This is a genomic window from Priestia sp. D51, from assembly GCF_053345675.1.
Window position 1 is genome coordinate 1 of the sequence record NZ_JBLTIR010000009.1, and the last position, 26496, is coordinate 26496.

The window sequence follows — 26496 nt, forward strand, 5'->3', positions numbered from 1 at the left end:
ATGAAGGAGAAGATCCTATCCGGTATTAGCTTCGGTTTCCCGAAGTTATCCCAGTCTTACAGGCAGGTTGCCCACGTGTTACTCACCCGTCCGCCGCTAACGTCATAGAAGCAAGCTTCTAATCAGTCCGCTCGACTTGCATGTATTAGGCACGCCGCCAGCGTTCATCCTGAGCCAGGATCAAACTCTCCGAAGAAATGTTTGACTTGCTCAATTAAAAAATAAAAATTAACGTTGACGTTTGTCGCTTTGTTCAGTTTTCAAAGTTCAACCGCCGCTCTTAAGCGACTTTTTAATCTTACCAGTTTATCTTTTTCTTGTCAACAACTTTTTTAAGAAGTTTTTTCAAGTTTTTGATAAATTTAGTATCGCTCATCAGCGACGTATATAAATTTACCACGGATATTTTAAAGCGTCAATAGATTTTTTAAAATAAATCGTGTTTTTTTAGAAAAACCTTTTATCCAGACTATAAAATCATGTGTCAGGGCATCTATACGTCATAACCATACCGTATCAGATACCCTTTCTCTCTCTATCATTTCGCCACATAGTGTCTATGGTACAAACTCTTTCCTTTGGTTTCTACTTTTTTCACCATAATGATATCTTTTTCAATTAAAAACTCAAGGAGTATTCCTAAGTCAATAGCATAAGGGCGTATTTCGGGATGATGAACAAGTTCATTAAACGTCCATTCCTGCTTTTCACTTTTCATAATATGAACAAGATGCTTCGCACCCAATTCAGTTTTTTTATTGACTAGAAATTCACTTGCTAAGAAAAGCAGCTCCAAACGCTTGCTAACCTCTTCTTGGCTAATAATTAGCTCTTCGTAAAGACGATGAATTTCAGGTTCTATTTTTTTCACTTGGTTCCACACTGTCACTTCTGGGTGAAATCCATTTTCCAACACAGACAGTCGTGCTAAATGATGAAGAGCATGAATGACATGATTGAATGCATCTAAATAATGATTAGACGCATAAAAGTCTTTTCCTTCTTTAAATCGGCGAATCAACTTAGCAAACTCGACACCTATTCTCTTTGTCCGATCTTCTCTAGGGAAATCAATTAAGCGTTTCTTTAAGTTTTCCATATATTCGTTTCGATCAAATAGCACTTTACCATTTAAGATCCAATCAATAATACGGCGGTTCGTCCCATTCATAATCCATTCACTCATTTGCTGTTCAGAAGCCATATAAAGTGCAGCACGCTCATTTTCATATTCGTATTGTTTAATAAAAAGAGAATTTTCTGTGGTTTTGGTCACAATAAATAAGATAGCATCCAAATTATCCGTCACTGGAGATTCTGATTTCTTTTTTTCAATCAGTAAAATACCGAGTGTGTCTTTATTGCTAGCTCTTTCTTGATATATTGGCCGTAAAACATCTTCCATTTTGAGCTCTCCTAACTGTAATAGACAAATATTTTTCAAAATTTTAAAGGCTATGGACTAAGATTTCTTTTTTTATTATATACGATGTATAACGGATATCCCACTCAGAATTATGGAAATCATTCAGAAAGCTTAAAAACTACGGATAATTTTCCGAAGATTCAATTTTTATTACTATTCACTGTCTCACTCTATGATATATTGGTAATAGGGGGGATACTGATGGGGATAAAGTATTCAAATAAAATTAACAAGATTCGCACGTTTGCACTCAGCCTGATCTTTGTTGGTTTCATTGTTATGTATGGGGGAATTTTCTTTCGGTCTTCAGTCTGGCTAATGACTATTTTTATGCTTTTAGGTTTACTGTGCATCGTAGCTAGTACCGGCGTTTATTTCTGGATTGGCATGCTTTCTACAAAAGCAGTTCAAGTAACCTGCCCTACATGTCAAAAGCAAACCAAAATGCTAGGGCGCGTAGATATGTGTATGTATTGCAACGAGCCGCTTACGCTTGACCGGTCTCTTGAAGGAAAACAATTCGATGAAAAGTATAATAGAAAAAAACAAAAAGAAAGCTGATAGTATCACTACTATCAGCTTATTAATGCGCTTTTTTAGCCGTACAATCAGGACACGTTCCGTAAATTTCCATTCGGTGGTGACTAATATCAAAGTCAGTAATATGAGCAGCCAGCTTTTCTACTTCGTCTAAACCAGGATAATGAAAATCCACAATTTTTCCGCAGCTTTCGCAAATCACATGGTAATGCTCTGTTGTAACATAATCAAACCGGCTTGATGCATCACCGTATGTTAGTTCCTTTACAATACCTACTTCGCGAAATACTCTTAAATTATTGTAAACGGTTGCTACACTCATATTTGGAAACTTACCTTCCAGCGCTTTATAAATATCATCTGCTGTTGGGTGTGTCATAGAATTGATTAAATACTCTAAAATAGCATGACGTTGTGGTGTAATACGAACGCCAGTACCTTTTAACGTTTCAAGGGCTTCTTGTAAATGATTTGACACGTCATGCACCCCTCTTCTATAAGTATTATTACTTTATAATTCTTATAATTAGTCTACATGTTTTACCCACGTTTTGTCAACTTGATGCCTATTCCTATTTTATGTAATAAGTAGAAATTATTCATATATGTTATGCAAAAAAGAAGTGTGGAAATCAATCCACACTTTTAAATATATTAACATCTGAGGAGGTATGCCCTACACTGATATTGTATGTTCAAAGACTAAAACTGCTCTAGTTATCTGCCTGTTTTTATGCCATTTTTTCTTTAATAAATGATAAAGCTTCTTCCACATGCCCTTTTACTCGAACCTTGCGATACTCTTTTACGAGCGTTCCTTCTTTATCAATGATAAAAGTGGAGCGTTCAATGCCCATATATTCTTTTCCAAAGTTTTTTTTCAGTTTCCATACTCCATACTCTTCAGCTACGCTGTGATCTTCGTCAGCTAAAAGCAAGAATGGAAGACCGTGCTTATCAATAAACTTATGGTGTTTGTCGATTGGATCCGGGCTCACTCCTAGAATCACCGCATCTAGCTCTTCAAAATTTTCATGCTGATCTCTGAAATCACAAGCTTCCGTTGTACAGCCTGGCGTCATATCTTTCGGATAAAAATACAGCACAACGTTTTTTCCTTTCATCGAAGCGAGTGATACTTGCTCTCCATTTGTAGACATTAATACAAAATCGGGTGCTTTTTCTCCAACTACAGCTGTCATATTTATCTGCTCCTTTACGCTTTTCATTTTCTTTGAATAGCGTACCCAATATTAGATAAGATGACAAGTTTAAGTGCGGGTAACAGTTCGCATCACAAAGATTGCAGGCATAATGTAGCCGATAAACGCTTCAAAAGTTGCAAATAATTTCCCAATTCCAACCGGATACATATCTCCGTATCCTACTGAAAATAACGTCGCTGCGCTGAAATACATGCTGTTAAACAGCGTATAAAAGTAATGACCTTCATGTTCAAACCCTCCGCTTAACACTGGAATACTTCCCATCTCACACACTGTATAAATAAGGCTAAACCCCAATAAAACTGTGATATATGAATAAAACAAGACAAAGAAATGACCAATTGAGAAAAAATGAAATTCTCCAAGTTCTTTTTCAAAAAGAAACTTCATACTACCGATTACAAAAACAATGATAACGAGGATTAGAAAAATAACCATCATTCTACTCCTTTAATTTATACTCTACTACCACTATACGCGCATCCTTGTCCATTCATTACTACTCAGAAGCCACGAAAAAGAGCAGGCATTTAATTGCCTGCTCCTCTGTATTTTTTGACACCTGTATTCCATAAGAAAATAGAGATTACAAAAAAGACGATTCCCATCACCGGGGTTAAAAATGCATATCCGTACCATTCTGACCTTCCTAAGAAATAAGCAGCTGGATATACGCCTACAAATGCAAAAGGAAGAATCCACGTTAAAACATATCGGATGACATTGTTATAAATATCTACAGGATACCTTCCGTAGTTTCCAATATTATAAATAGTAGGCATAATAGAGGTTCTGGCATCCGACCAGAAGCCTATGCTTGCTAAGGCGATGAAAATTCCTGCGTATACAAGCGCTCCTCCTAAAATAAACAATAGAAAAATAAAAACATCATACCACTGGAAATGAAGGTGTAAAGAAGACGCAGCGTAAGCCATTACGGCAATCCCTGTGATACCACCAAACAATGATTCCAGTTCCATCCGCTCTAAAATAACTTGAAACAAACTGTGAATCGGCCGCGTTAAAATTCGGTCCATTTCACCTTTAACAATGTAGCGCTCGTTGAAATCCCAAATGTTAAAGAAAGACGAAAAAATAGCAAAAGGGACCAAAAAGAAACCATAAATAAAGATAATTTCCTCTCGTGACCATCCGTGCAGCGACTGAGTATGTCCAAATACAACTAAAATAAAAATCAAATTAACTGTTTGAAACAATAAGTCTGAAATGATTTCAACTACCATATCGGTGCGATACTGAAGCCTTGTTTTCATATATTGACTAATGTACTGAAAGAAAATCGAAAAATAAAACATTTTCATAGACTACCCTCCTTGAATAACCATTTTTTTCTTCGCTATGTTCCACAAACACGCAATAGGAATAAATAGAAGCGCTGACCAAACTGCTTGTGTAATAAGAGCATTTATTACTTCCTGCCCTTTAAATCCATTTGTGAAAATCATGCTCGGAATATAACTAATGGCCTGAAAAGGGAAATAGCTCATAATATGTTGCGCCCATAAAGGATAGAAACTGATGGGCAGAAGAAGTCCTGAAAACAAATCAATAACAACGCGCTTCGCTCGAATGAGTCCGTCATTGTTAAAGAGAAAGAAAGTCGTAATACCCGTTAATAAATTAATTTGTGTATTAATAATGAAACTAAAAATTAAAGACAGTCCAAAATAAAGCCATGTTGCGGCATTGGCTGAAAACTGTACTGGAAATAAAAACGCGACAATAATCATACCGGGCACTGAGAAAAACAGCAGCCGAAAAATCCCTTCTCCCAGTCCTTGCATTGTTTTCATACCAAGGTAGCTATAAGGCTTAATTAACTCTACTGCCACCTTGCCATCTTTAATTTCCATTGCCATTTCACGGTCAATGTTATTAAAATAAAAGGCTCTTGCCATCCATGAAACGGCTACATACGTTGTCATTTGGGTAATGGATAACCCTTGAATATTCTCTTTTCCTCCATAAATAGCGGACCATAAAAAGTAGTAAGCACCAATATTAATCGCATAAATCAATATTCCGCTGTAATAATTCGTCCGATACGCCAGCATCATTAAAAAGCGAATGCGTATCATCTCTATATATTTATCCATTCACAACACCTTCTTCATAAATGTTGCGGATGATTTCTTCCGTTGAAATTTCTTCAATGTTAATATCACTGATTTCGTGCTTTGCCACCACTTTAGCAATCAGCTGTGACATTAAGTCCCCTTTATTTTGAAGCTGTGCTGTCCACAAATATTTTTGATCACCTTCAATCCAGTTAACAGGCATCCCTTGCGTCAATAGCTTCAACTGCTCTTTATTTGGCGCGGTTCCAAATTCAAACGTAACTTGTTTAAGGTCTCCCCAATTCGAACGCAGCTTTTGCAGCGAACCGTCATAAATAATACTGCCTTCATCCAGCATTACAACGCGTTCACATAAAGCTTCAATATCTGCTAAATCATGTGTCGTAAGCAAAATTGTCGTATTATATTTTTCATTAATTTCTTTTAAAAATTGGCGGATTTTTAATTTAACTAGTACATCTAAACCAATCGTTGGTTCATCTAGAAATAGAAGCGGCGGATTATGAATAAGAGCAGCAGCCAGCTCACAGCGCATTCTTTGACCTAGAGAAAGCTTTCGCACCGGCTTATCTAGTAGCGGTCCAATATCTAACGTTTGAATAACGTGCTCCATATGAGCGTTATAATCTTCATCTGATACTTTGTATACTTTTTTTAACAGGCGAAAAGATTCTTGTACAGCAATATCCCACCACAGCTGAGAGCGTTGACCAAAAACAACTCCAATCGTTTGGGCAAACTTTTCCCTTTCTTTATGAGGGTTCATGCCATTTACGGTAATGTCGCCTGAAGTAGGAGTTAAAATTCCTGTCAACATTTTGATTGTAGTCGATTTTCCCGCTCCGTTTTCTCCTATATACCCTACCATTTCCCCTTGTTTTACGGTAAACGAAATATCATTTACAGCTTTCATAACTCTATAATTACGGGTAAATAAATCCCGGAATGCCCCTTTAAGGCCAGAGCGGCTAGAATAGGCTTTAAATTCTTTCCGAAGTTGATTCACCTCAATAGCATTTTTCATTGTATTCCCTCCGTTACGTCGACGTATTAGTGGTTTCTTTTATTGTTTCCGGCGCCCTTGCTAGCAACTCCTCCAAGAGACGAGGAACTATTTTCTAGCAGTTAGCTCACAAATTTCTATCATACACGTTCTCGAATGTTTTTCAAGAAACAAATAAGTTTGATAGAATAAAGAAGTTGAACTTTTCATTAGGAGGCATAACATGCAATTTACAAAATCAGAACAATTACACGCTGAAGCGCTCGAACATATTGTAGGCGGCGTTAACAGCCCTTCACGTTCATATAAAGCCGTAGGAGGCGGAGCACCTGTTGCAATGGAAAAGGCAAGCGGAGCTTATTTCTGGGACGTCGATGGAAATAAATATATTGACTATTTAGCAGCTTACGGTCCTATTATTACAGGACACGCTCATCCTCATATCACGAAAGCTATTACAAAAGCAGCTGAAACTGGTGTTCTTTACGGTACGCCAACTGCTCATGAAGTCACATTTGCTAAAATGCTCAAAGAAGCGATGCCCGCATTAGATAAAGTGCGCTTCGTCAACTCTGGAACAGAAGCAGTTATGACAACAATCCGTGTAGCACGAGCTTATACTGGACGCGATAAAATCATTAAATTTGCAGGTTGCTACCACGGCCATTCTGACCTTGTATTAGTAGCAGCTGGATCTGGTCCTTCTACACTCGGAACTCCTGACTCTGCTGGTGTACCAAAAAGTATCGCTAATGAAGTCATCACGGTTCCTTTTAACGATATCGAGCCTTACAAGGAAGCATTAGAAAAATGGGGCGATCAGATTGCGGCTGTTTTAGTAGAACCGATCGTTGGAAACTTCGGAATTGTTGAGCCCGAACCCGGCTTTTTAGAACAAGTTAACGAATTAACTCACGAAGCTGGAGCGCTTGTTATTTACGATGAAGTTATTACAGCGTTTCGCTTTATGTACGGTGGAGCTCAAGATTTGCTTGGTGTAAAACCTGACCTCACTGCATTTGGAAAAATCATCGGGGGCGGTCTTCCAATCGGAGCCTATGGCGGTAAGAAAGAAATCATGGAAAAAGTGGCACCACTTGGGCCCGCTTATCAAGCAGGTACAATGGCAGGAAACCCAGCTTCTATTCTTTCTGGGATTGCTTGCCTGGAAGTACTAAAGCAAGAAGGCGTTTATGAACAGCTGGATAAGCTAGGGGCGATGCTCGAAGAAGGTATTTTAAAACATGCTCGTACATATAACATGCCTATTACGATCAATCGATTAAAAGGCGCTCTTACTCTCTACTTTACAACAGAAACGGTTAAAAACTATGAACAAGCAGAAAATACAGACGGCGAATTATTCGCACGCTTCTTTAAACTAATGCTCCACCAAGGCGTCAACTTAGCTCCTTCGAAATATGAAGCATGGTTCCTTACTACAGCTCATACAGAAAAAGATATTACCGACACTTTAGAAGCTGTAGAAAAAGCATTTAAACAGTTAAGTGAAGAACGCTAATTTTTACTCTAAAGCACTCGTTTGAAAATGAGTGCTTTTTTATCTTGCCTTTGGGTTTCCTTATAGAACATTCCCACCTTTCATAACCATTTCTTACGCGTCATCTCCTTTTTGTCATCCTGTCGAAAAATCCCGAGAAATACCCTTATTTTTCTGCTTGTTTTCTCTTGATATCCATTCTTAAACCTTGTATAGTATGTTATTGTTTATATTATTTCCAACAGGTTATGTAATAAAGAAGGATTGATTTTTGCAATTTATCATTTGTTTTGGGGAACATTCTTCATAACGAAAAAACTTTTTTACAGAAAGGAACTACGAACGCACATGAAACTTGGTGCCCGCATCTTAAAAACGGGAATTGCCATTACACTTTCATTGTTATTAGGTGAATTTCTAAGTTTACCATCTCCAATATTTGCGGCAATTGCGGCAGTTTTTGCAATTCAACCGTCTATTTACAGATCTTATTTAACAATATTGGAGCAAATACAGGCGAATGTGATTGGAGCTGCTTCTGCAGTTTGTTTTGGACTTATTTTTGGTACCCATCCCATCATTATTGGTTTTACCGCTGTTGTTGTCATCGCAGTCAACTTAAAATTACGTATTAATAATACAATTGGGCTTGCGCTTGTGACAGTAATTGCAATCATGGAAAATCCAGGAGATAATTTCGTTGAATATGCGCTTATACGCTTTGGTACAGTGTTACTTGGGGTATTCTCAGCATTTATTGTCAATCTTATTTTTATTCCGCCAAAGTATGAAACAAAGCTGTATTATAAAATTGTAAGCACAACGGAAGAAATTATTAAATGGATTCGTATGAATCTTTATCACGCATCTGAGCACACATTGTTAAAAGAAGACATTGAAAAAATGAAAGACAATGTGGCTAAAATGAATCAACTTTTCGATTTTTACAAAGAAGAACGCACTTATTCAACCAAAAAACGTTTTGTTAAGTCACGCAAGCTCGTTTTATTTCGTCAAATGATTACCGTAACAACACGAGCTCTTACAACCTTGAAACTACTTCACAGAGTGGAAAATGACCTTCAAGTCATGCCACAGCAATTTCAAGATTTAATCAAATCTGAAGTTGAGTGCCTGTTAATGTATCATGAGCAAGTATTATTAAAATTCATTGGGAAATTACGCGTACAGCCAACCACTACTGTACCAAACGAAGCCTGCGTTGGAAAACGAGCTTTAATCGATAAATTTATGCAGTACAAAATATACGATAATGATGAAGAGAATAAGATTATTTATCATATCTTCCCTTTAATTTCCGTCATCATTGAGTATAGTGAAGAGTTAGAGCATCTTGATAAGCTGATTGATACGTTCCAAAACTATCACAAAGATGATAACTCATTTGATATTAATCATCAGCGACAAGAAGATTAAAAACACCACCTATTGTCTAACAATAGGTGGTGTTTTTAAATTGTATCAAGCTGCTGAACGTTAAAGAGCTGATAGTAATGACCTTTTTTCTTAATTAACTCCTCATGAGAACCTCGTTCGACTACTCTTCCATTTTCTAAAAGTACAATTTCATCAACATGAGTAATTGTAGATAAACGATGGGCTACAATGAAAGTCGTACGGTCTTTTGCTAGTTCAGCTAATGCTTCTTGAATATAGTGCTCACTTTCCAAATCTAGAGCTGAAGTGGCTTCATCAAAAATAAGAATAGCTGGATTTTTTAAAAATACGCGCGAAATGGAAATACGCTGCTTCTGTCCCCCTGATAGCTTCATTCCCCGCTCTCCCACTTTTGTATCATATCCTTCGGGCAAATTCATAATAAAATCGTGGGCATTTGCGGCTTTTGCCGCAGCAATTACTTCTTCATCTGTCGCTCCTGGCTTTCCAAGCAGTATATTGTTTTTAACCGTGTCACTAAACAACACCGTATCCTGCAGGACGATTCCAATCTTATCTCGCAGGCTGCGTACTTTATAGGTTTTGATATCAATGTCATCAATGAGAATTTTCCCCTCTGTCACATCATAAAAGCGCGGAATTAAGCTGATAAGCGTGGATTTCCCTCCTCCGCTCATTCCAACAAACGCAACGGATTTTCCTTTTTCTACATCTAAATTAATATCATGAATCACAGGTTTTTCTTCTTCTTCATAAGCAAATGAAACGTGCTCAAACTGCACCTTTCCATGAAGCTCAGTACATTCTTTTGCATCTTTCTTGTCTGTAATATCGTATTCTTCATCAATGAACTCAAACACCCGGTCCATAGATGCAACAGACTGCGTGAGCGTAGTCGATGAATTGACCAAGCGGCGAAGCGGATTATACAAGCGGTCAATATAGGCCACAAATGCTACCATCGTTCCTACGCTAAGACTTTCTGTGATGACTTGATATCCAGCAAATGTAATCACGATTAAAGGTGCCAAATCGGTAATGGTGTTCACTACTGCAAATGTTTTGGCATTCCAATTCGTATGATTGATTGCTTTTTGTAGAAAATTTGAATTTTGCTTATCAAATTGTTTCTGCTCATGAGGCTCAATAGCAAAGCTGCGAATAACAGAGATTCCTTGAACCCTTTCATGCAAGTGACCCTGTACTTCGGCTAAAGCCTGCGAACGGACTCGCGTTAAATGGCGCAGACGACTGTAAAAATATTTTACAGAGAACGCATAAACCGGCAGCAAAATAATAGATACCAGTGTTAAAGGTACATTCATCGTAAACATAATCACAATGGCTATTACAATCGTCATCATATCAAGCCATACGTTCATTAAGCCTGTGATAACAAAGTTTTTTGTTTGCTCTACATCATTAATGACTCGTGAAATCACTTCACCCGCTCGCGTGTTTGCATAGTAACGCAAGCTAAGCTTTTGAATATGGCTAAACAGCTGATCCCGAATATCATATAATACTTTGCTCGATACCCACTGAGCATAATACTGCCTGTAATATTCAATGGGAGGTCTTAACACTAAAAATATAACAAACGAAATCCCCATAATCGTCACCATTTTATGAACTTTTTCAGAGGAAGACATGCCATGTCCATTTACGATATCGTCCAAAACATATTTCAAAAGCAGCGGAATTAATAAAGGAATAGCAAATTTAATAATACCAATTAAGACAGTGCCGACAATTTGCCATTTGTATGGCTGTACAAACTTCATGTAGCGTCTTATACTTCCCATAAAATCTCCCCTTTCTATCTATGAGGGCAAGCTTCCTTAGTATATGTACACGCGTCGATTTTTTAGTGCTTTTATCTCTTCTAAAAGATGGCGACCATAACGCCAAAAAGAACATTATATCAAACAGTCAGCTTTAGACGGCCTAACATAATGTTCTCTAGCTCATTCATCAAGAATGCCGATATGTTAAAAAACGTTCATACCAAATGTCAATGAAATCTGGAGCAAACGGGCCTTTTCGCTGTCGAATCCAACCTTTTAACTCCTCGACGTGATTATGTAAAATACGGTCAATCACTTCTGGATAATTCATTTCTTTTCGATGCTTCTCATATTCATCTTCATCAAGAAGGGTGTATGTCATATCTGGATAGACTTTAATATCTAAATCATAATCAATATATTTGAGCGCTTCATTGTCATCATAAATGAACGGCGAACTGATATTGCAGTAATAATAAATTCCATCTTCACGGATCATCCCAATGACGTTAAACCACTGCTGAGCATGAAAATAACAAATTGCCGGCTCTCTTGTGACCCATGTTCGTCCATCTGATTCTGTAACGACTGTACGATCATTTCCTCCAATCACTAAGTTATTGGTTGCTTTTAATACGGTTGTCCGATCCCACACGCGATGAATATGTCCATTATGCTTGTAGCTGTGTATTTGAATTGTTTCTCCTTCCACCGGAATTCCCATCTCCAATACCTACTTTCATTTTAGCACTTAAAAAAATTCATATAACGTCTCCATTTGTCTTATGTTTATTATAACGGTTTCTCTCTCATTTTAACACAAATGTGCTAACCTTCTTGAGTTCAAAAAAGTCACTCCCCCTACTTTTCCTTTGCTTGGCAGCCTTAAAAAAGAGAGGAAGTGACACATCAATGTTCATTAAGCAAGTGTAGAGCAAGCCCCTTCACTTTTATATGTACGAATAATGTCTTCGGTTTGTGCTTCAAACGTCAATTGAATCTCTTTTAATTTTAGCTTCATTTCACTAATTTCATCTTGCACAGAATGAAGTTTTGCTTCTTCATGAAGTTTTATTAGTTCACCTTCGATTTCCTGACAGCGCTCAATCTCAGACTGCAAAAACAGAAGTTGATCCATGGTCTCCAATTGTTGAGTTACTAGCTGATCAAATTTTTTCATACGATAGCTCCTCTCTATTTGCTTTAACCATACACGCGGCACTTCTGTTAACATTCTGTTTAGGTGATCCAGATTCCTTTGACGAGTTGTGTAAAGTTTCAAGAAGTTTTGTCATACTTTGTTGCTTTTTATATAAGAAAAAGCGAACTTAACATCGCCGTATGAAAGACGTTAAGTTCGCTTTTGATATTAACCTTGGTATTTACCAGAGTTTTGGTTTTTCTTTGCTTCAGCTTGTGCGTTTTGTTGTCTCACTTCTTGAGCACTTGTTTCGCTAGCAAATTCAGTACCGAAATTGTTTTTAGATGCTTGAGCATTTTGGTTTTTCACGTGTTGTGTGCTTGTACCAGATGCTGTTTTGTTAGTTTGTTTTGCCATTGTAATCACCTCCACGAAAATTAATATGCCCGGGAGGTAAATAGGGTATGCAAACTTTTTTCAGTATTTTAAAGCGCAAGCACAAAATACATTTACCTTACATTAAAAGTGAACGCCCTCCGTCAATAATAAGCGTTTGACCGCAAATCATATTTGCTTGATCGGAGACTAAGAACATCACTGCATCTACCATATCTTTTGGCTCCACCATACGACCAGCTGGAGTATGTTTGCGCGCATCATCTAACAGTTCATCACGATTTGGGAAGTGCTTTAATGCTTCTGTATCCACAGCACCTCCAGATACAGCATTTACCACAATATTTTTTGGAGCAAGCTCCACTGCTAAATAGCGGGTCAATGCTTCTACAGCAGCTTTTGACACGCCTACTGTTGTATAATTTTCCAAATAGCGAATAGAACCGAGCGAACTGATGGTAACAATCTTTCCTCCGCCTACTTTTTCCATACGTTTAGCCGCTTCTTGTGCACAGAATAAATATCCTTTGCTATTGATGTCCATTGTCCAATTCCAGTGAGTTTCTTCTAATTCCATAATAGGACGTAAAACTCCTGAAGCTGCATTACTTACAAATACGTCTAAGCGACCGAATGCGTCATCAATTTGCTCAAACATTTCTTTAATTTTCTCTACTTTTCCTACGTTTGCTTTAACAACTAATGCTTCTCTGCCTAATGCTTTGATTTCTTCGGCTACTTCCTGCGCTGCACTTTTGCTTCGTGCATAGTTTAATACAATATCGTATCCTTCTTTAGCAAGACGTAAGGCAATCTCTTTACCAATACCTCTGCTGCTTCCCGTAACTAGTGCTACCTTTTGTGACATGATGTCATCTCCCTTATGTATCATATTATCTTTACATTGTACTGATTTTATCGCATAAGAAACAAGTAATATAGGGAAAATAGATAAAACTTGATAAAATGAACGAGGTGAATAGAATGTATGTAGGTCGAGACATGACGGCTCTTTCAATGATTTCTAAAAGCGAGTGGAAAGACAGCGAGCTTGCGTTTTTCCATCACTCTTTACAGCAAATGACGCCGTATTTAAATGCTGAAGGACAAAGTATTCATCAGCAAATTATTAAAGAAATTGAAGCACGAGGCGGGTTACAGCGCCACGAAGCAGATTATACACACGGCACACACGTATCATATGATTAAATAAAAGAAGCGCGGAGTTTATCCACGCTTCTTTTATTTAACAAGCAAATATTCTTTTAAGATTTTTTGATGGGAAACCGGAAATGCATATTGTTCTAAGTCTTTTTCAGAAACTACTTTCAATTTTTTTAATGCACTGATATCACTTGCAAGCTCTGCTTCATATACTGTGATGTTCCAGACGATATGAGAAAACACGTGCTGAATTGTGGTAAACGGCGCATGAATTTTAATATCAGCTCCGTACTCGTTTTGAATAAATGCCTGAAGCTGCTGATGATCTGGCGCTATACTAAGATCTACTTCTATATTTGGAAATTCCCATAGATTAGCTAAAAGTCCTTTGCTTGGACGCTTATGAATTAGATAATTTCCTTCACCGTCTTTAATCACCGCTGCAGCAAGCTGAAGAGCACGAGGCGCTTTTTTCTTTGATTTAACGGGAAGCTCATTCTGCACTCCTTCTTCAAAAGCGCGGCAGTGTTCGCGAACTGGACATAACAAACAGGAAGGAGAAGTTGGTGTACAGACAATGGCACCAAGTTCCATCATACCTTGATTGAAATAGGAAGGATTATCTGTTGAAATAATTTCATGCACGATTTCTTCAAACAACTTTCTTGTTTTCGGTTTTGCAATATCATCCCAAACGGATAAAATGCGCGATAGCACACGCATGACATTTCCATCTACAGCAGGCTGCGGCACTCCGTATGCAATACTTAAAATGGCCCCTGTTGTATAAGGACCTACTCCTTTTAGTTTGGAGATTTCTGCTGGCGTATTTGGAACTTCTCCCCCGTATTGTTCGTGAACTTCTCGAACCGCAGTTTGCAAATTACGGGCACGAGAATAATAGCCTAATCCTTCCCACGCTTTTAACACATCATCTTCATTCGCATAAGCTAAGTCTTTGATAGTGGGAAATTTGCTAATAAAATTATTAAAATAAGGAATGACCGTATCTACTCTCGTTTGTTGAAGCATAATTTCAGATACCCACACCTTATAAGGGTCCTGATCTTGACGCCAAGGTAAAATGCGCTGTTCCTGCTCAAACCAAGAGATTAAGTCATTTTGAAATGCTTGAATATCAAAATTTTGTACAATATCTTTACTTTGTTTCACGTCATAGCCTCCGAGGTATTAACTATACATATACAATGTGTTGCTTTTTGAATCTTAGTAACTTTATGATAACCTTATAACAACTACAAATATGAATAGTAAAATGAATTGTTCAAATAATGAATAAAAACAGCCGATTTGCTGCGTTAATAATAAAATGAGATTTTTTGCTTTGAATCAAGCTTTCATGCTGAATTAGAATAATCTAAGATCGTCATCATCTTACAAAGGAGGAGTTCGCTCTGGATACTGGTACACACATTGCAATGGGAATCGCTCTTGGCGGCCTTGCAACATTAGACCCCACTGTATCTGCGAATACAGCCACAATGGATGCTGTGATGATTGGCGTAATGGCCGGGTCATTAGCACCTGATTTAGACACTGTTTTAAAGCTGCGAAACAATGCACAGTATATCCGCAATCACCGTGGAATTACACATTCTATCCCGGCTGTTATTTTATGGCCTTTGCTTATCGTGTTCATTCTTTCGCTTCTGCTGCCAGGAGCTAACTTGCTACACCTATGGATGTGGACCTTTGCAGGCGTCATTATTCACGTTTTTGTTGATATCTTTAACGCTTATGGCACGCAGGCTTTACGGCCTTTCACAAATAAATGGATTGCTCTTGGCGTAATCAACACGTTTGATTACGTGATTTTCTCAGCCCACGTGCTCGCAATTTTAATCTGGTTTATTGGAGCAGAGCCAGGACCAACATTCATTACGCTATATGTGTTATTGGCGTTTTACTATGGACTGCGCTTTTATATGCGCCACCAAATCGCCAAGAAGCTTCGAAAACAGTTTCCTGATGTTATCAAGCTCAATATCTCTCCTACGCTGCGTTTCACTCACTGGCACTTAGCCGTGACGACCGAAAAGTACTTTCATGTAGGAAGAGCAATCGGAGAAGAAATTTTTATTTATGATACGTTTGATAAAGTTCCAATTCCTGAATCGGCCGTAATTGAAGTAGCGAAAAAAGATGAAAATTTATCTGCTTTTCTTTCCTTTTCACCTATTTATAGATGGGAACTGGACGAATATAACGACCACATTGAAGTGCGCTTTATTGATTTACGCTACCGCAGCAAAGACTACTATCCATTTGTAGCCGTGGTCCAGCTTGATTACGATTTAAATATTATTTGTTCGTACACTGGTTGGATTTTCAGTGAGAAAAAATTGCGTAAAAAGCTTGATTACCTCCCGCACTAATCATAACAAGAACAAATATGAAACCCAAAAACGAACCGTCTTGAGAAGACGGTTCGTTTTTATTTAATGTTTTAAATAGTCATCGTTATTTAATAAATGCTGATATTTAGGGTTTTTAACCGCGATTTCATGAAGTTTGTCACCGTAGCTGTTGATGTACATCGTAACAACCTTTTCCGTCGCTTCTTTCCCTTTATAATCATATCCTGCTTTTGCGTAAGATGACTCAAAATCTTCCCAGAAAAGTTCGACCCATGTACGGGCTTGAGCGTATGAAAGCGAACTATTTTTGCTTAATAGCTGATTCGTTAATCTTTCGAATATATCGTTCATAAGAACACCTCGATTACCAAAATTCTTTATGAGTATGTTTGCACTTTTAACTTACACTATAAATGCGGAGTTATTCACTCCCTCATGTACTATATCATAACCGCAACGCTTTCTGTTGTAAAAGGAGAGGTATCGATGCGCAATAAAGCAAAAGATTTTACAAACCAACATCATACTAAGTTTGAAGGCGAACCTCGAGCAAAAGCAGAATACGCTTCAAAACGTGCAAATGGAACGATCAATACGCATCCGCAAGAACGTATGCATGCTTCTAATGAGCGCGAAGAATAACCGCTTGCTTTGCTTATTTGTTTAAAAGTAAAGCGAATATAGATATCAAACAAGCAGCACACTTCGTGCTGCTTGTTCGTCCCTTTATTTTTTCAACATGGAAATAGGCAATGCCTCTTCGTTTTGCGGTGAGCCAAGTCTAAACCCCCATGCAAAAACTCCGTTCATATAATCAATTTTAAAATATGAACCCGGATCTCCTTGAATTTCATATACTTCCCCTGCTTGAAACGTTTCAGGATCCAATAAGTACGATCTAGCCATTGTTACTTTTCTTTCTAATACTGCATACTCATTGACCATGCCAAGCTGTTCAGCTTTTCGTGCTTTTTCTTGAAGAGACCCAATTTCTTGTTGAAGTTCATACGTCGTCATATCACTGTAACGTTTTTCAGACATGCTGTTTTCCCCCTTGTTTGCTTTCATTTTATTATAACAAAAGGTATAACTAAAGGGAGACTATGAAAAGGGAGTTTTGGGAATGAAAACAGTGCTAATCACAGGCGGTGCGACGGGTCTTGGAAAAGAACTCGCAAAACTTTACGCAAAAGACTGCAACGTCATTCTAGCTGGACGCAATCAACAGAAATTAACTGAGGCGCAGCATGAGCTAGGAGAAAACGTATATACGATGTCTGTAGATATTACACAGTATGAAGAAGTAGGAAAATCTGTAGAAAAACTGCTGATGCAGCATTCAGTAGATATCCTTATCAACAACGCAGGCATTGGACATTTTGGTCCTTTGACAGATTATACAAAACAAGCAATCGATGAAGTCATCGATACAAATGTAAAAGGAACTATTTTTTTAACGCAAGCGCTTATGCCTCATCTCTTGACGAGACCTGAACCTAAAGTTATGAATATTATTTCAACTGCAGGACTTCGAGGGAAAGCCAATGAAAGCGTCTATGTGGCAAGTAAATTTGGCGTAAGGGGATTTACAGAAAGTTTAAAAGTGGAGTACCAAGATACCAACCTTCATGTGACGGCAGCTTATATGGGAGGCATGAATACTCCTTTTTGGGATCACAACAACCACATTAAAGATAAAAGCCGCTTGCGCTCAGCTTCAGAAATCGCTGAGATTATTTATAAACAGCAGAATGACTCAGAAGATATTTTGTTTTAAAAAGATTGAAGCATCACAATAAAAAAATCCGAACGAGTTGGATTCTCTATCAAGAATCTCGATTCATCGTTCGGATCTTCCTTCAACTAACATACTTTTTTCCCCGCTCTATTCCTCTTCAATAGAATCTAGAAATGATTGAATTTGTTCAATGGAGAATCCTTTTCTATAAAGAGCCTGCTTCATTTTTTGCTGATATTCCCAGCCTTCATACTTTGAAAAACGACGATGAGCTTTCATTCCTTGATATTGCAGAGCTTCCCAAACCTCATCGCTTTCTTTTTCTGTATCCGTTCGCTGAAATGCTTCTTGAATAACAGAAAACGAATAGCCCTTCACTGCCAATGCTTGTTCCATTTTTTGTTTCATCATTACTTGAGATAATTTTTTATATTTCCCTTTTAACTTTTCAATTAATTTTACAGCAGTTTGAATTTGCTGTTCTTCAGGGTATTCACATAAACTAAGGGTAATAATGGAATCAGAAATCCCCTTTTCTTTTAATTCTCTTTGAATCACATTTGGTCCTTTTGATGTCGTGTTCATCTGAGTTAACACAAATGCTTTTGCAAACTCTTCATCATTTAAATAACGGTGGCTGACTAGTTTCTGAATAACTTGTTGAATAATAGTAGAGTTAATTTCTTTTTTCTTTAAATAATCATGTACCTCTTTTTCAGAGCGCATTCGATAAGATAAGTAAATGATCGCTAAATTATAAGCTTTTTTCTCATCATCTGCGTACTGAATTTCCGTTAATTCAAATTCATCAAGCTCACGACCTTTTTTTAAGTCATATTTGATGAGGACATTTTCGTCAACACCAAAGCCAAACTCTTCACCTTTACCGTAATCTAAATACACATTATAACGTTCACCGCTATTCTTTTGCGTTGTGATCTTTGTGACAACAGGCATTAACCTTCACCTCATATTTCTTATTAAATTGATGGCTGAAGAACCGCCAAACGTATCATACACATTTTTATTTATCTCAATAAAGGAGGAAGTTCGTATGAAAATTGTTATTGCTGGAGGAACTGGATTCGTAGGTAAAGCTTTAACAAAACATTTTTTAACACAAAAACATTATGTATATATTTTAACACGCAATGCAGATAAAGCTGCAAGAGATCCGAAACTTAAATATGTAGAGTGGATGCAAGAAAACAGCCAACCTGAAGAGCATGTAGAAGGAGCAGACATTTTTATCAATTTAGCTGGCGTTTCACTTAACAGCGGCCGCTGGACGGACGAGCGCAAAAAAGCCATCGTGGAAAGCCGCCTTTCTTCTACTCAAGAAATCCTTCGTATTATGGCTGCCTTGCCCGAAAAACCGTCACTTTACGTAAATGCAAGCGCCGTTGGTTATTACGGGACATCAACGAAAGAAACGTTCACAGAAGCTTCTCCATCCATCGGCACAGACTTTTTAGCTGAAACGGTAAAAAAGTGGGAAAATGAGGCCCTAAAAGCGATGGAACTCAATATTCGTACTGTCTTAACAAGATTCGGCGTTATATTAGGGAAAGGTGGCGGAGCACTTCCTTCTACGGCCCTTCCTTATAAATTATTTGCAGGAGGAACAGTCGGTTCCGGAGAACAGTGGATGTCTTGGGTACATCTTCAAGACGTCGTGAAGATCATCGATTATTGTATCCATACCGAACAAATAGAGGGACCTGTTAATGTAACTGCCCCAAATCCCGTTCAAATGAAAGAGTTTGGAAAGACGATTGGAAAAGTGTTGAATCGTCCTCATTGGATGCCCGTACCTAGCTTTGGCCTTCAGCTGCTGATGGGAGAAATGAGTATGATTATTTTAAAGGGACAGCGCGTTTTACCTGAAAAATTGATTCAACAGAATTACATTTTTACATATACTGTATTAGAAGATGCATTGCGAGATTTACTCTAGTTATTTTCTGTTATTTCCCTAAAACAGGTGACTAAGCTGCCGATAGATAGGAGTAACTTTATGAAAACCATTCTCTTGAAAAATGCAACGCTCTATCCTATTACGTCAAAACCTATTTATAATAGTGATGTGCTCATTCAAGATGGAAAAATTGTTTTAATTGGGCCAAACTTGCAGCCACCTCTTCGAGTAGAAGTCATTGACTGCAAACAGCGTTATTTATTCCCTGGATTTATTGATGTTCATACACATCTAGGATTATATGATGAAGGAACCGGCTGGGCCGGGAATGATGCTAACGAAACCATTGAACCTATGACTCCACATATCCGAGCTTTTGACAGTGTACATCCTTTAGATCCTGGGTTTAAAGATGCCATTGAAGCGGGTATTACGTCTGTACACATTATGCCAGGAAGTGCAAATGTGATTGGAGGCACAACTTCCGTTATTAAAACAGCTGGAACAAGCATTTCTCAAATGTTAATTCAAGAGACAGCTGGACTTAAGATTGCGCTAGGAGAAAATCCAAAACGAATTCACAGCCACGGCAATAAAGAATCGATTACGCGAATGGGTATTATGGGGATGCTGCGAGAAGCCTTTTATCACGCAGCAAGCAGTGACAACAAAGATGATTTGCGCATCAAACCTCTCACTCAAGCACTGAATAGAGAAATTCCAGTTCGGATTCATGCTCATAGAGCCGATGATATTCTATCAGCTCTTCGCTTAGCAGATGAATTTCATTTAGACGTCCGTATTGAGCACTGTACAGAAGGTCATTTAATTGCTAAAGAGCTGGGTGGAAGAAATTTAAAAGTGAGCGTAGGTCCAACTTTAACACGCCGCTCAAAGGTTGAACTTAAGAATAAAACGTGGAAAACCTATCAAGCTCTTTGCAATGAAGGAGTAGAAGTTTCCATTACAACGGACCATCCTTATACGCCTATTCAGTATTTAAATATTTGCGCATCCATTGCCGTACGTGAAGGACTCGAAGAGCAAAAAGCATTAGAAGGCATCACGATTACTGCTGCTCGGAATCTCCGTATTGATCATCGAATCGGCAGTATCGAAGCAGGAAAAGACGCTGATTTAGTGCTATGGAGCCATCATCCCTTTCACTACTTAGCAAAGCCTATTTTCACCATGATAGATGGTAAAATATTATTTAAAAAAAATTAACATTTTACCTATTTTCTTTTTTTATTTTTTTTAGTATGATACGTTTAGAAGCATGTGAATTTCACAAAAGCATAAACATCACACGTTGACTTTTTATGTTTGTTGACTTGTAATGGGAAGGCAAATGGTGCGCCACCAGGTAACTGGTTCTAGTGGGTTCGATTCCCACCCCGAAATTTTTTTAATTATTAAAAAATTTCGAGGGTGGGGACTTGATTGGAGTCTGTATATACCCTCGATCAGGAGGGAAAAGTTATGTTAAAAAAACGTGACCTAAATGACTGTCAATCTCTATACGAACTCATGGTACATCCTGATGTCTTCCCTTTTGTTCGTCATAAAGCCCATTCCTATGAAGAATTTTTATTTGTGACTAAACAAACGATGGAAGCAGAAGATCATGGAGAAATTATTTCTCGCACGATTTTAGATGAATGGGGTAACCCTATCGGCACCATTAATTTATTTGATGTACAGGATCAAGCTGGTTTTTTAGGCACTTGGCTTGGCAAACCGTTTCATGGAAAAGGATATAATCAAATTGCAAAAGAAGCGTTCTTTAATGAACTGTTCTTTGAGTTAAATATAGAGCGAATTTTTATGCGAATCCGCAAAATCAACATCAGGTCTATTAAGGCTGCCGAAAAACTGCCTTATGCAGTACTTGCGAATGAAACACACAAAGCTTTATACGATGAAATTAATCAACATGAAGACGTATATGATTTATACGAAATTCCAAAAGACTTGTATACATTATACTACCTGCGTCACGAACAAGACGTTCAAGAAGATCACCAGCTTAAAGAAGCGTAAGAGTCTCTCCGTTACACGGAGAGCTTTTTTTATGATTAAAAACGAGAGATTCTGGAAAAAATAAGTAGCATGATCGAAAAACGTTAATTGGAGGTTTTTTTATGTCTGAAAAAAAACGAAAAGAAAACGCAAAAAATACGTTAAGTAGCGCTCAAGAAATCTATTACGGCCGCGAGTTTAAAAAAGCAGACCGTGCAGGCGGCTACACGAAAAAATAATTGAGGCAAAACATCTCTATCCAACGCTTGATCATCCCAACGTCCTTTCTGTACACTGTGTATCGGAAGGACGTTTTATATTATGTAAAGATAATAACGCGAAGATTTCATGCGTATGATTTACGATTTTTTAATAATCTACTATATCCACAAAGTTTACCCACAATTATGTGGATAATGTGCATAACTTTATCAGATATGTATATTACCGCTTTCATAACTTGAAATGACAGTGGGTAATTTTTATGTAAATTTTCTGAAAAAATGTGAATAATGTGGATAAAGTTGTGAATATCCTATACAATTCAGCAGTTAACTTCTTGTTAACCTGTGGATATCTTCTTTAGCACTTTCGTTTGTTTTAGTAACATGAAAGCTTTTGATATATTATAAGTATAATAATAAAAAGTAGGGGAACTTTCCCTACTTTTTTATGATTGGAAACAATATATCCACACTTGTTCCTTGATTTAACTGACTAGAAAATGTCATCTGCGCATGATGAGCTTTAATAATCCGATAGCTGACCATCAGCCCTAAACCTGTACCTTTTTCTTTTGTACTATAAAAAGGCTCACCTATCTTCGCTAACCGTTCAGGAGGAATACCTTGCCCTTCATCAGCAAGCTGCAGCCAAAGGTGGTTTTCTTTTGCTTTAATCATAATATGAATACCCCCTCCTTCAGGCATTGCTTCGATAGAGTTTTTAATAATATTAATAAATACTTGTTTTAACTGATTTTTATCTCCATATACCTGCGGTAATTGCTCATCCCTTTCAAATATGAAAGCTACCTTTTTTTCTACTGCTTCAGGTTCAAGAAGCGAGCACACTTCTTGAACAAGCGCTTGCATATTCAAGGGTTCAACATTCATAACCTGAGGTTTTCCTAACATCAAAAATTCTTCTACGATTCCATTCATTCGTTCTAATTCAGTTTCCATGATATCTATATACAAAGCATCTTTGGGATTTTGTTCTTTTAATAAGTGAACAAAACCTTTTAAAGAAGTCAAAGGATTTTTGATCTCGTGAGCAACTCCAGCTGCAAGTTCTCCTACAACGGCAAGCTTCTCAGAAGTTCTAAGCTTCTCTTCTGCTTTTTTACGCTCCGTAATATCTGTCGATACGCACAGCATTTGAATCACTTCCTGTTTTTCATTCATAATAGGAAGTTTTGCTGTTTCGACCCAGCGCCGGTTTCCTTTCGAATCTTTAAACTGTTCTTCTAATACCATCCCTTTTTGCGTACAGTTTGAAAACGTCCCTTTATATAAAAGATCTGATTGAAGGTTGAATTGATATTTATCAATTGGTTGTCCAATCAAGTCATCAGATTTTTCACCTAGCAGCATCGCAAAAGATTTATTAACAAGAATGAACTCCCTTTTTTGATTAATGGCATAAATATAGCTTGGATTAATGTCAATGACTTGTCTTAAAAACGTTTTTTGTTCCTGCAGCTGATTTTCTTTTTGCTGTAAATTTGCTTTAGAATGGCGTATATAGCTAATCATTTCATTAAACTGTTTAGATAAAGTACCGATTTCCCCCCGCTCAATTTCTCGTTCCGGAATTTTTTGATTAAAATTCCCGCGCGCTACTTGTCCCGCCAATTCATATAGTTTACGAATAGGATTCACAATTTGCCTTGCATATAACGCAGTAAAAAAAGAAAGCAGTAAAATTGTAATACCTGAAACGGTCCAAAGCGTTTTTTCAAACGTTTCATAAGGCCTGTAAATTTCTTCAACGGGTAATTCAGCGACAATTCCCCAATCCAAAACAGGAATATATTCAAATGACGCAAAGAAGTACTTACCTTCGGTGTTCACAACGCGCTGATATCCTGATTTATGATTCATCGTTTCCTGAACGATTTCATTTTCCTTGGCATTTTCACCGATTCTCTGTTTCTCAGGGTGTGAAATAATTCTACCATTGCGGTCTACAATAAACGTATAGCCGTTCTCTCCTATATCGAACGTTTGAAAAATGGATTGAAAGCTTTTATTTTCTTCAATGCGCAGCGCTAAATTTATAACTTTTTTTACATTTTGCTGCTCATCCAAAATAGGAATTGCCATCACCACAATGTAATGCTTTGTGTCTGCTGAAACGACATCGCTTAAATATATTTTTTTAGTTCGCAGCGCTTCTTGAAAATATTTTCTTTTACTTAAGTTCACGTGCTTCATACTCTTTAAATCATCTGGGTAATAATGCTCCACATACCCTTTTGTATTAAAAATGGTTCCGCTATCGATATACGGTGAAATATTAACTATTTTCTGCAGTTCTTTGTCTATCTCTTGTTCATCATCTGATAAAAAAATAGGATCTTGCTGTACCTCGTCGCCCAAGCTCCAAATATCTTTAATAACGATGTTAATTTGCTCTTTCATTCTCTTGACGGTTTTATCAGTTACCTGTCGATATTGATCTTGAGAAATATTAGGCAGCATCACTCTTGAAACTATAAACATTAGCGTCAGTACGGTACAAATAAGAAGCACATTAATCGTGAAGATTTTCCAAAACGTATGAGATTTAAACCATTTCATGTTTGTTCACCTTAATTCAATGAAGTCTACCTCCATTGTACTGCAAAATGAAAACTTTTCCATGTAAATGATAGAATTCCACCTTTAGACATAGAAGAAAAGCATTTGGTTCTACATTACTATCAGAAAACTATGAGCTTTTTCACTGTATTTTCTGCTAAAACTTTTTTAGGGTTCTTATATAAACTTTGCTTACTGCATTTTCTTCATACAGTAGAAATCAATTATTTATCTTCCAATAAAAAGACCCCATCACGAAATGATGAGGTCACCCATTTACTATTTCTTCTTCCTTCTAGCCCCGTAAAAACCAAATAAGAGAATAAACCAAACGGGTGTCAACAATAAGGCTGGGCGCGTCGCATCAGAAAACAGCATAATAATAAGAATCACTGCAAACAACGCTAGCACAACATAGTTTATAAATGGTGTTAACGGTGCTTTGAATGTTGATGCTGCATGCAGCTGTGGACGTGTTTTTTTATATCTTAGATGGCAAATCAAAATGATACTCCACACCCAAATGAAACAAATAGCGCTGATGGTTGTTACGATGCCAAAAGCTTGATCTGGTATCAGTTTGCTTAACAAAGCTCCCGCCGAGATAACCAGCGTAGATACAAACAATCCGTTGCTTGGTACGTGGTTTTTGTTCAGTTTTGCAAACGTAGATGGCCCTTGGTCATTTTTACTTAAGTTATATAAGATACGGCTTGTTGAAAACATTCCGCTATTACAAGCAGAAGCGGCTGAAGTTAATACAACAAAATTAATAATTCCAGCAGCAAGCGGAATTCCGACTAAACTAAAGGTTTTAACAAATGGGCTTTCTGCTGCATTCAATTCCATCCACGGGTTAATAAATAAAAGGACGATAAGCGCTCCAACATAGAAAAATAAGATTCGCAGCGGAATTTTATTAATGGCCGATGGAATATTTTTTTGGGGATTTGATGTTTCCGCTGCCGATACCCCTACCAATTCAACCCCGACGTATGCGAAAATAACCATTTGGAATGAAAGTAAGAAACCTGAAACACCATTTGGAAACAGTCCTCCATGATTCCAAAGATTTTGAACCGTAACGGATCCTGCATCTGTTTTAAATCCGATTACCAGTAAAATAACGCCAATAACAATTAACGCAAGAATCGTAATAACCTTTATTAAAGCAAACCAAAACTCTAATTCTCCAAATAATTTTACGGTTAATAAGTTAAGTCCTAATAAAATGATTACACAAATAAGTGCAGGAATCCACTGAGGAATATTGAACCAATATTTCACATATACGCCAACGGCAATCACATCAGCCATAGCTGTCATGATCCAGCAAAACCAGTACGTCCACCCTGTGACAAATGAAGCCCATGGTCCAAGATACTCTTCAGCAATATCTGTTAACGATTGATAACCTGCTTTAGACAGCAGTAGTTCTCCTAGCGCTCTCATCACAAAGAAAAGCGAAATACCCACAATTAAATAAGCAAAGATGATAGAGGGACCTGCAAGCTGTATGGCTTTACCAGAACCTAAAAATAATCCCGTCCCAATGGTTCCTCCAATCGCGATTAGCTGAACATGACGATTGGATAAATCCCTCTTTAATTCTCGTTGTTCCAACTCTAACTCCTCCTAACAATAAAACCTTTGATGCGATCGTGCGGACTACAAAATAAAGTCCAATAAAAAAAGAGATTGGATGCGCTCCAATCTCATGGTCATAAGAATAACAAATATTATGGTACATGCTACCAATTAGTAACATGCCAAATAAATATCCGGTACTCTTCTGTCCTTTTGCCTGAGATTGTGAACCCTTCGGCGTCGCGAAACTATCGCGATCTCTCCAGAAGCTGCTCCTGCTATAGTGTGATCCATAGCAATCATAGCTTTCTACGTATTAAATTTTTCGATCAAGATAATGACTGTCG

At 37.5% G+C, this 26496-nt stretch carries 29 protein-coding genes, 1 rRNA gene and 1 riboswitch; of the genes, 11 read left to right on the forward strand and 19 right to left on the reverse strand.

Features of this window, described 5'->3' with window-relative positions:
* Together ACNHOZ_RS24330 and ACNHOZ_RS24335 are read right to left on the reverse strand one after the other, a co-directional pair.
* Nucleotides 1–196: ribosomal RNA gene (locus ACNHOZ_RS24330) — 16S ribosomal RNA — on the reverse strand; the annotation flags it as partial.
* A 342-nt stretch (nucleotides 197–538) separates the two neighbouring features.
* Nucleotides 539–1405, reverse strand: coding sequence for a nucleotidyltransferase-like protein (locus tag ACNHOZ_RS24335; RefSeq protein WP_047751718.1), 867 nt, complete (start codon nucleotides 1403–1405; stop codon nucleotides 539–541).
* Nucleotides 1406–1627: 222 nt separating this feature from the next.
* Between ACNHOZ_RS24335 and ACNHOZ_RS24340 the strand changes: the two genes are divergently transcribed.
* The gene (locus tag ACNHOZ_RS24340; protein WP_014461817.1) at nucleotides 1628–1987 is read left to right on the forward strand and encodes a YgzB family protein; all 360 of its coding nucleotides are present in this window, start codon (nucleotides 1628–1630) and stop codon (nucleotides 1985–1987) included.
* Nucleotides 1988–2009: 22 nt separating this feature from the next.
* Here ACNHOZ_RS24340 and perR read toward each other — a convergent pair whose 3' ends face one another.
* The 6 genes from perR to ACNHOZ_RS24370 all read right to left on the reverse strand — a co-directional run bounded on the left by perR (nucleotide 2010) and on the right by ACNHOZ_RS24370 (nucleotide 6315).
* On the reverse strand, nucleotides 2010–2444 hold the full coding sequence (gene perR / locus ACNHOZ_RS24345) for a peroxide-responsive transcriptional repressor PerR (protein ID WP_013055172.1): 435 nt from the start codon (nucleotides 2442–2444) through the stop codon (nucleotides 2010–2012).
* Nucleotides 2445–2697: 253 nt separating this feature from the next.
* On the reverse strand, nucleotides 2698–3168 hold the full coding sequence (bcp, locus tag ACNHOZ_RS24350) for a thioredoxin-dependent thiol peroxidase (RefSeq protein ID WP_028412424.1): 471 nt from the start codon (nucleotides 3166–3168) through the stop codon (nucleotides 2698–2700).
* A gap of 69 nt (nucleotides 3169–3237) precedes the next feature.
* On the reverse strand, nucleotides 3238–3630 hold the full coding sequence (locus ACNHOZ_RS24355; protein ID WP_013081554.1) for an ion channel: 393 nt from the start codon (nucleotides 3628–3630) through the stop codon (nucleotides 3238–3240).
* A gap of 92 nt (nucleotides 3631–3722) precedes the next feature.
* The gene (locus tag ACNHOZ_RS24360; RefSeq protein WP_013055169.1) at nucleotides 3723–4508 is read right to left on the reverse strand and encodes an ABC transporter permease; all 786 of its coding nucleotides are present in this window, start codon (nucleotides 4506–4508) and stop codon (nucleotides 3723–3725) included.
* A gap of 9 nt (nucleotides 4509–4517) precedes the next feature.
* A complete protein-coding gene (locus tag ACNHOZ_RS24365; protein ID WP_048021545.1) occupies nucleotides 4518–5309 on the reverse strand; it encodes an ABC transporter permease in 792 nt (263 codons plus the stop codon).
* Nucleotides 5302–6315: an ABC transporter ATP-binding protein gene (locus ACNHOZ_RS24370; protein WP_013055167.1), complete on the reverse strand. Its 1014-nt coding sequence runs from the start codon at nucleotides 6313–6315 to the stop codon at nucleotides 5302–5304. Before ACNHOZ_RS24370 ends, ACNHOZ_RS24365 begins: the two co-directional genes overlap by 8 nt.
* Before the next feature lie 202 nt (nucleotides 6316–6517).
* Between ACNHOZ_RS24370 and ACNHOZ_RS24375 the strand changes: the two genes are divergently transcribed.
* Nucleotides 6518–7816, forward strand: a complete 1299-nt coding sequence (locus tag ACNHOZ_RS24375; RefSeq protein ID WP_028412426.1) for a glutamate-1-semialdehyde 2,1-aminomutase — start codon at nucleotides 6518–6520, stop codon at nucleotides 7814–7816.
* A gap of 327 nt (nucleotides 7817–8143) precedes the next feature.
* Nucleotides 8144–9232 carry an FUSC family protein gene (locus ACNHOZ_RS24380; protein ID WP_028412427.1) on the forward strand — a complete coding sequence of 363 codons (1089 nt, stop codon included), beginning with the start codon at nucleotides 8144–8146 and terminating at the stop codon, nucleotides 9230–9232.
* Nucleotides 9233–9267: 35 nt separating this feature from the next.
* Here ACNHOZ_RS24380 and ACNHOZ_RS24385 read toward each other — a convergent pair whose 3' ends face one another.
* From ACNHOZ_RS24385 to fabL, 5 genes are all read right to left on the reverse strand, one after another.
* Nucleotides 9268–11019: an ABC transporter ATP-binding protein gene (locus tag ACNHOZ_RS24385; RefSeq protein ID WP_013081549.1), complete on the reverse strand. Its 1752-nt coding sequence runs from the start codon at nucleotides 11017–11019 to the stop codon at nucleotides 9268–9270.
* Nucleotides 11020–11188: 169 nt separating this feature from the next.
* Nucleotides 11189–11725: a nucleoside tri-diphosphate phosphatase gene (ntdP, locus tag ACNHOZ_RS24390; RefSeq protein ID WP_013055163.1), complete on the reverse strand. Its 537-nt coding sequence runs from the start codon at nucleotides 11723–11725 to the stop codon at nucleotides 11189–11191.
* 195 nt (nucleotides 11726–11920) lie between these two features.
* Nucleotides 11921–12181: a YgaB family protein gene (locus ACNHOZ_RS24395; protein WP_013081548.1), complete on the reverse strand. Its 261-nt coding sequence runs from the start codon at nucleotides 12179–12181 to the stop codon at nucleotides 11921–11923.
* A 189-nt stretch (nucleotides 12182–12370) separates the two neighbouring features.
* On the reverse strand, nucleotides 12371–12559 hold the full coding sequence (locus ACNHOZ_RS24400) for a gamma-type small acid-soluble spore protein (protein ID WP_048021547.1): 189 nt from the start codon (nucleotides 12557–12559) through the stop codon (nucleotides 12371–12373).
* Between the two features lie 97 nt (nucleotides 12560–12656).
* A complete protein-coding gene (gene fabL, locus ACNHOZ_RS24405) occupies nucleotides 12657–13406 on the reverse strand; it encodes an enoyl-[acyl-carrier-protein] reductase FabL (RefSeq protein ID WP_028412429.1) in 750 nt (249 codons plus the stop codon).
* Between the two features lie 116 nt (nucleotides 13407–13522).
* Between fabL and ACNHOZ_RS24410 the strand changes: the two genes are divergently transcribed.
* Nucleotides 13523–13747 carry a hypothetical protein gene (locus ACNHOZ_RS24410; RefSeq protein WP_014461827.1) on the forward strand — a complete coding sequence of 75 codons (225 nt, stop codon included), beginning with the start codon at nucleotides 13523–13525 and terminating at the stop codon, nucleotides 13745–13747.
* A gap of 33 nt (nucleotides 13748–13780) precedes the next feature.
* Here ACNHOZ_RS24410 and mutY read toward each other — a convergent pair whose 3' ends face one another.
* A complete protein-coding gene (gene mutY / locus ACNHOZ_RS24415) occupies nucleotides 13781–14875 on the reverse strand; it encodes an A/G-specific adenine glycosylase (protein ID WP_048021550.1) in 1095 nt (364 codons plus the stop codon).
* Between the two features lie 242 nt (nucleotides 14876–15117).
* Between mutY and ACNHOZ_RS24420 the strand changes: the two genes are divergently transcribed.
* Nucleotides 15118–16098, forward strand: coding sequence for a metal-dependent hydrolase (locus ACNHOZ_RS24420; RefSeq protein ID WP_028412431.1), 981 nt, complete (start codon nucleotides 15118–15120; stop codon nucleotides 16096–16098).
* Nucleotides 16099–16161: 63 nt separating this feature from the next.
* Here ACNHOZ_RS24420 and ACNHOZ_RS24425 read toward each other — a convergent pair whose 3' ends face one another.
* A complete protein-coding gene (locus tag ACNHOZ_RS24425) occupies nucleotides 16162–16431 on the reverse strand; it encodes a YfhJ family protein (RefSeq protein ID WP_028412432.1) in 270 nt (89 codons plus the stop codon).
* Between the two features lie 135 nt (nucleotides 16432–16566).
* Between ACNHOZ_RS24425 and ACNHOZ_RS24430 the strand changes: the two genes are divergently transcribed.
* Complete coding sequence (locus ACNHOZ_RS24430; protein ID WP_028412433.1) at nucleotides 16567–16722, forward strand: small, acid-soluble spore protein K; 156 nt, start codon at nucleotides 16567–16569, stop codon at nucleotides 16720–16722.
* An 84-nt stretch (nucleotides 16723–16806) separates the two neighbouring features.
* Here the strand turns inward: ACNHOZ_RS24430 and ACNHOZ_RS24435 are convergent, their stop codons facing one another.
* Nucleotides 16807–17121 (reverse strand): YfhH family protein, encoded by a 315-nt coding sequence (locus tag ACNHOZ_RS24435; RefSeq protein WP_028412434.1) that lies wholly within the window; start codon nucleotides 17119–17121, stop codon nucleotides 16807–16809.
* Nucleotides 17122–17203: 82 nt separating this feature from the next.
* Between ACNHOZ_RS24435 and ACNHOZ_RS24440 the strand changes: the two genes are divergently transcribed.
* Nucleotides 17204–17857, forward strand: a complete 654-nt coding sequence (locus ACNHOZ_RS24440) for an SDR family NAD(P)-dependent oxidoreductase (protein ID WP_028412435.1) — start codon at nucleotides 17204–17206, stop codon at nucleotides 17855–17857.
* A 108-nt stretch (nucleotides 17858–17965) separates the two neighbouring features.
* On the opposite strand, the gene recX is transcribed toward ACNHOZ_RS24440, so the two are convergent.
* Complete coding sequence (gene recX, locus ACNHOZ_RS24445) at nucleotides 17966–18775, reverse strand: recombination regulator RecX (protein WP_048021552.1); 810 nt, start codon at nucleotides 18773–18775, stop codon at nucleotides 17966–17968.
* Between the two features lie 97 nt (nucleotides 18776–18872).
* Here recX and ACNHOZ_RS24450 point away from each other — a divergent pair, with 97 nt between their 5' ends.
* From ACNHOZ_RS24450 to ACNHOZ_RS24465, 4 genes are all read left to right on the forward strand, one after another.
* Nucleotides 18873–19775, forward strand: coding sequence for a TIGR01777 family oxidoreductase (locus tag ACNHOZ_RS24450; RefSeq protein WP_048021554.1), 903 nt, complete (start codon nucleotides 18873–18875; stop codon nucleotides 19773–19775).
* A 60-nt stretch (nucleotides 19776–19835) separates the two neighbouring features.
* Nucleotides 19836–20963 (forward strand): amidohydrolase, encoded by a 1128-nt coding sequence (locus ACNHOZ_RS24455; RefSeq protein ID WP_033580772.1) that lies wholly within the window; start codon nucleotides 19836–19838, stop codon nucleotides 20961–20963.
* Between the two features lie 255 nt (nucleotides 20964–21218).
* On the forward strand, nucleotides 21219–21779 hold the full coding sequence (locus tag ACNHOZ_RS24460) for a GNAT family N-acetyltransferase (RefSeq protein ID WP_013055149.1): 561 nt from the start codon (nucleotides 21219–21221) through the stop codon (nucleotides 21777–21779).
* A 101-nt stretch (nucleotides 21780–21880) separates the two neighbouring features.
* Nucleotides 21881–21997: a YfhE family protein gene (locus ACNHOZ_RS24465; RefSeq protein ID WP_013055148.1), complete on the forward strand. Its 117-nt coding sequence runs from the start codon at nucleotides 21881–21883 to the stop codon at nucleotides 21995–21997.
* Nucleotides 21998–22420: 423 nt separating this feature from the next.
* Here the strand turns inward: ACNHOZ_RS24465 and ACNHOZ_RS24470 are convergent, their stop codons facing one another.
* Together ACNHOZ_RS24470 and ACNHOZ_RS24475 are read right to left on the reverse strand one after the other, a co-directional pair.
* On the reverse strand, nucleotides 22421–24562 hold the full coding sequence (locus ACNHOZ_RS24470) for a PAS domain-containing sensor histidine kinase (protein WP_048021556.1): 2142 nt from the start codon (nucleotides 24560–24562) through the stop codon (nucleotides 22421–22423).
* A gap of 279 nt (nucleotides 24563–24841) precedes the next feature.
* Complete coding sequence (locus tag ACNHOZ_RS24475) at nucleotides 24842–26185, reverse strand: amino acid permease (protein ID WP_048021558.1); 1344 nt, start codon at nucleotides 26183–26185, stop codon at nucleotides 24842–24844.
* Between the two features lie 159 nt (nucleotides 26186–26344).
* A riboswitch (glycine riboswitch) is annotated at nucleotides 26345–26425 on the reverse strand.
* Between the last annotated feature and the right edge of the window lie 71 nt (nucleotides 26426–26496).

Coding starts and splice junctions, on each gene's coding strand:
- ACNHOZ_RS24335 (WP_047751718.1), bottom strand. CDS start 1,405: ATGGAAGATGTTTTACGGCCAATATATCAAGAAAGAGCTAGCAATAAA.
- ACNHOZ_RS24340 (WP_014461817.1), top strand. CDS start 1,628: ATGGGGATAAAGTATTCAAATAAAATTAACAAGATTCGCACGTTTGCA.
- bcp (WP_028412424.1), bottom strand. CDS start 3,168: ATGACAGCTGTAGTTGGAGAAAAAGCACCCGATTTTGTATTAATGTCT.
- ACNHOZ_RS24355 (WP_013081554.1), bottom strand. CDS start 3,630: ATGGTTATTTTTCTAATCCTCGTTATCATTGTTTTTGTAATCGGTAGT.
- ACNHOZ_RS24360 (WP_013055169.1), bottom strand. CDS start 4,508: ATGTTTTATTTTTCGATTTTCTTTCAGTACATTAGTCAATATATGAAA.
- ACNHOZ_RS24365 (WP_048021545.1), bottom strand. CDS start 5,309: ATGGATAAATATATAGAGATGATACGCATTCGCTTTTTAATGATGCTG.
- ACNHOZ_RS24370 (WP_013055167.1), bottom strand. CDS start 6,315: ATGAAAAATGCTATTGAGGTGAATCAACTTCGGAAAGAATTTAAAGCC.
- ACNHOZ_RS24375 (WP_028412426.1), top strand. CDS start 6,518: ATGCAATTTACAAAATCAGAACAATTACACGCTGAAGCGCTCGAACAT.
- ACNHOZ_RS24380 (WP_028412427.1), top strand. CDS start 8,144: ATGAAACTTGGTGCCCGCATCTTAAAAACGGGAATTGCCATTACACTT.
- ACNHOZ_RS24385 (WP_013081549.1), bottom strand. CDS start 11,019: ATGGGAAGTATAAGACGCTACATGAAGTTTGTACAGCCATACAAATGG.
- ntdP (WP_013055163.1), bottom strand. CDS start 11,725: ATGGGAATTCCGGTGGAAGGAGAAACAATTCAAATACACAGCTACAAG.
- ACNHOZ_RS24395 (WP_013081548.1), bottom strand. CDS start 12,181: ATGAAAAAATTTGATCAGCTAGTAACTCAACAATTGGAGACCATGGAT.
- ACNHOZ_RS24400 (WP_048021547.1), bottom strand. CDS start 12,559: ATGGCAAAACAAACTAACAAAACAGCATCTGGTACAAGCACACAACAC.
- fabL (WP_028412429.1), bottom strand. CDS start 13,406: ATGTCACAAAAGGTAGCACTAGTTACGGGAAGCAGCAGAGGTATTGGT.
- ACNHOZ_RS24410 (WP_014461827.1), top strand. CDS start 13,523: ATGTATGTAGGTCGAGACATGACGGCTCTTTCAATGATTTCTAAAAGC.
- ACNHOZ_RS24425 (WP_028412432.1), bottom strand. CDS start 16,431: ATGAACGATATATTCGAAAGATTAACGAATCAGCTATTAAGCAAAAAT.
- ACNHOZ_RS24430 (WP_028412433.1), top strand. CDS start 16,567: ATGCGCAATAAAGCAAAAGATTTTACAAACCAACATCATACTAAGTTT.
- ACNHOZ_RS24435 (WP_028412434.1), bottom strand. CDS start 17,121: ATGTCTGAAAAACGTTACAGTGATATGACGACGTATGAACTTCAACAA.
- ACNHOZ_RS24440 (WP_028412435.1), top strand. CDS start 17,204: ATGAAAACAGTGCTAATCACAGGCGGTGCGACGGGTCTTGGAAAAGAA.
- recX (WP_048021552.1), bottom strand. CDS start 18,775: ATGCCTGTTGTCACAAAGATCACAACGCAAAAGAATAGCGGTGAACGT.
- ACNHOZ_RS24450 (WP_048021554.1), top strand. CDS start 18,873: ATGAAAATTGTTATTGCTGGAGGAACTGGATTCGTAGGTAAAGCTTTA.
- ACNHOZ_RS24455 (WP_033580772.1), top strand. CDS start 19,836: ATGAAAACCATTCTCTTGAAAAATGCAACGCTCTATCCTATTACGTCA.
- ACNHOZ_RS24460 (WP_013055149.1), top strand. CDS start 21,219: ATGTTAAAAAAACGTGACCTAAATGACTGTCAATCTCTATACGAACTC.
- ACNHOZ_RS24465 (WP_013055148.1), top strand. CDS start 21,881: ATGTCTGAAAAAAAACGAAAAGAAAACGCAAAAAATACGTTAAGTAGC.
- ACNHOZ_RS24470 (WP_048021556.1), bottom strand. CDS start 24,562: ATGAAATGGTTTAAATCTCATACGTTTTGGAAAATCTTCACGATTAAT.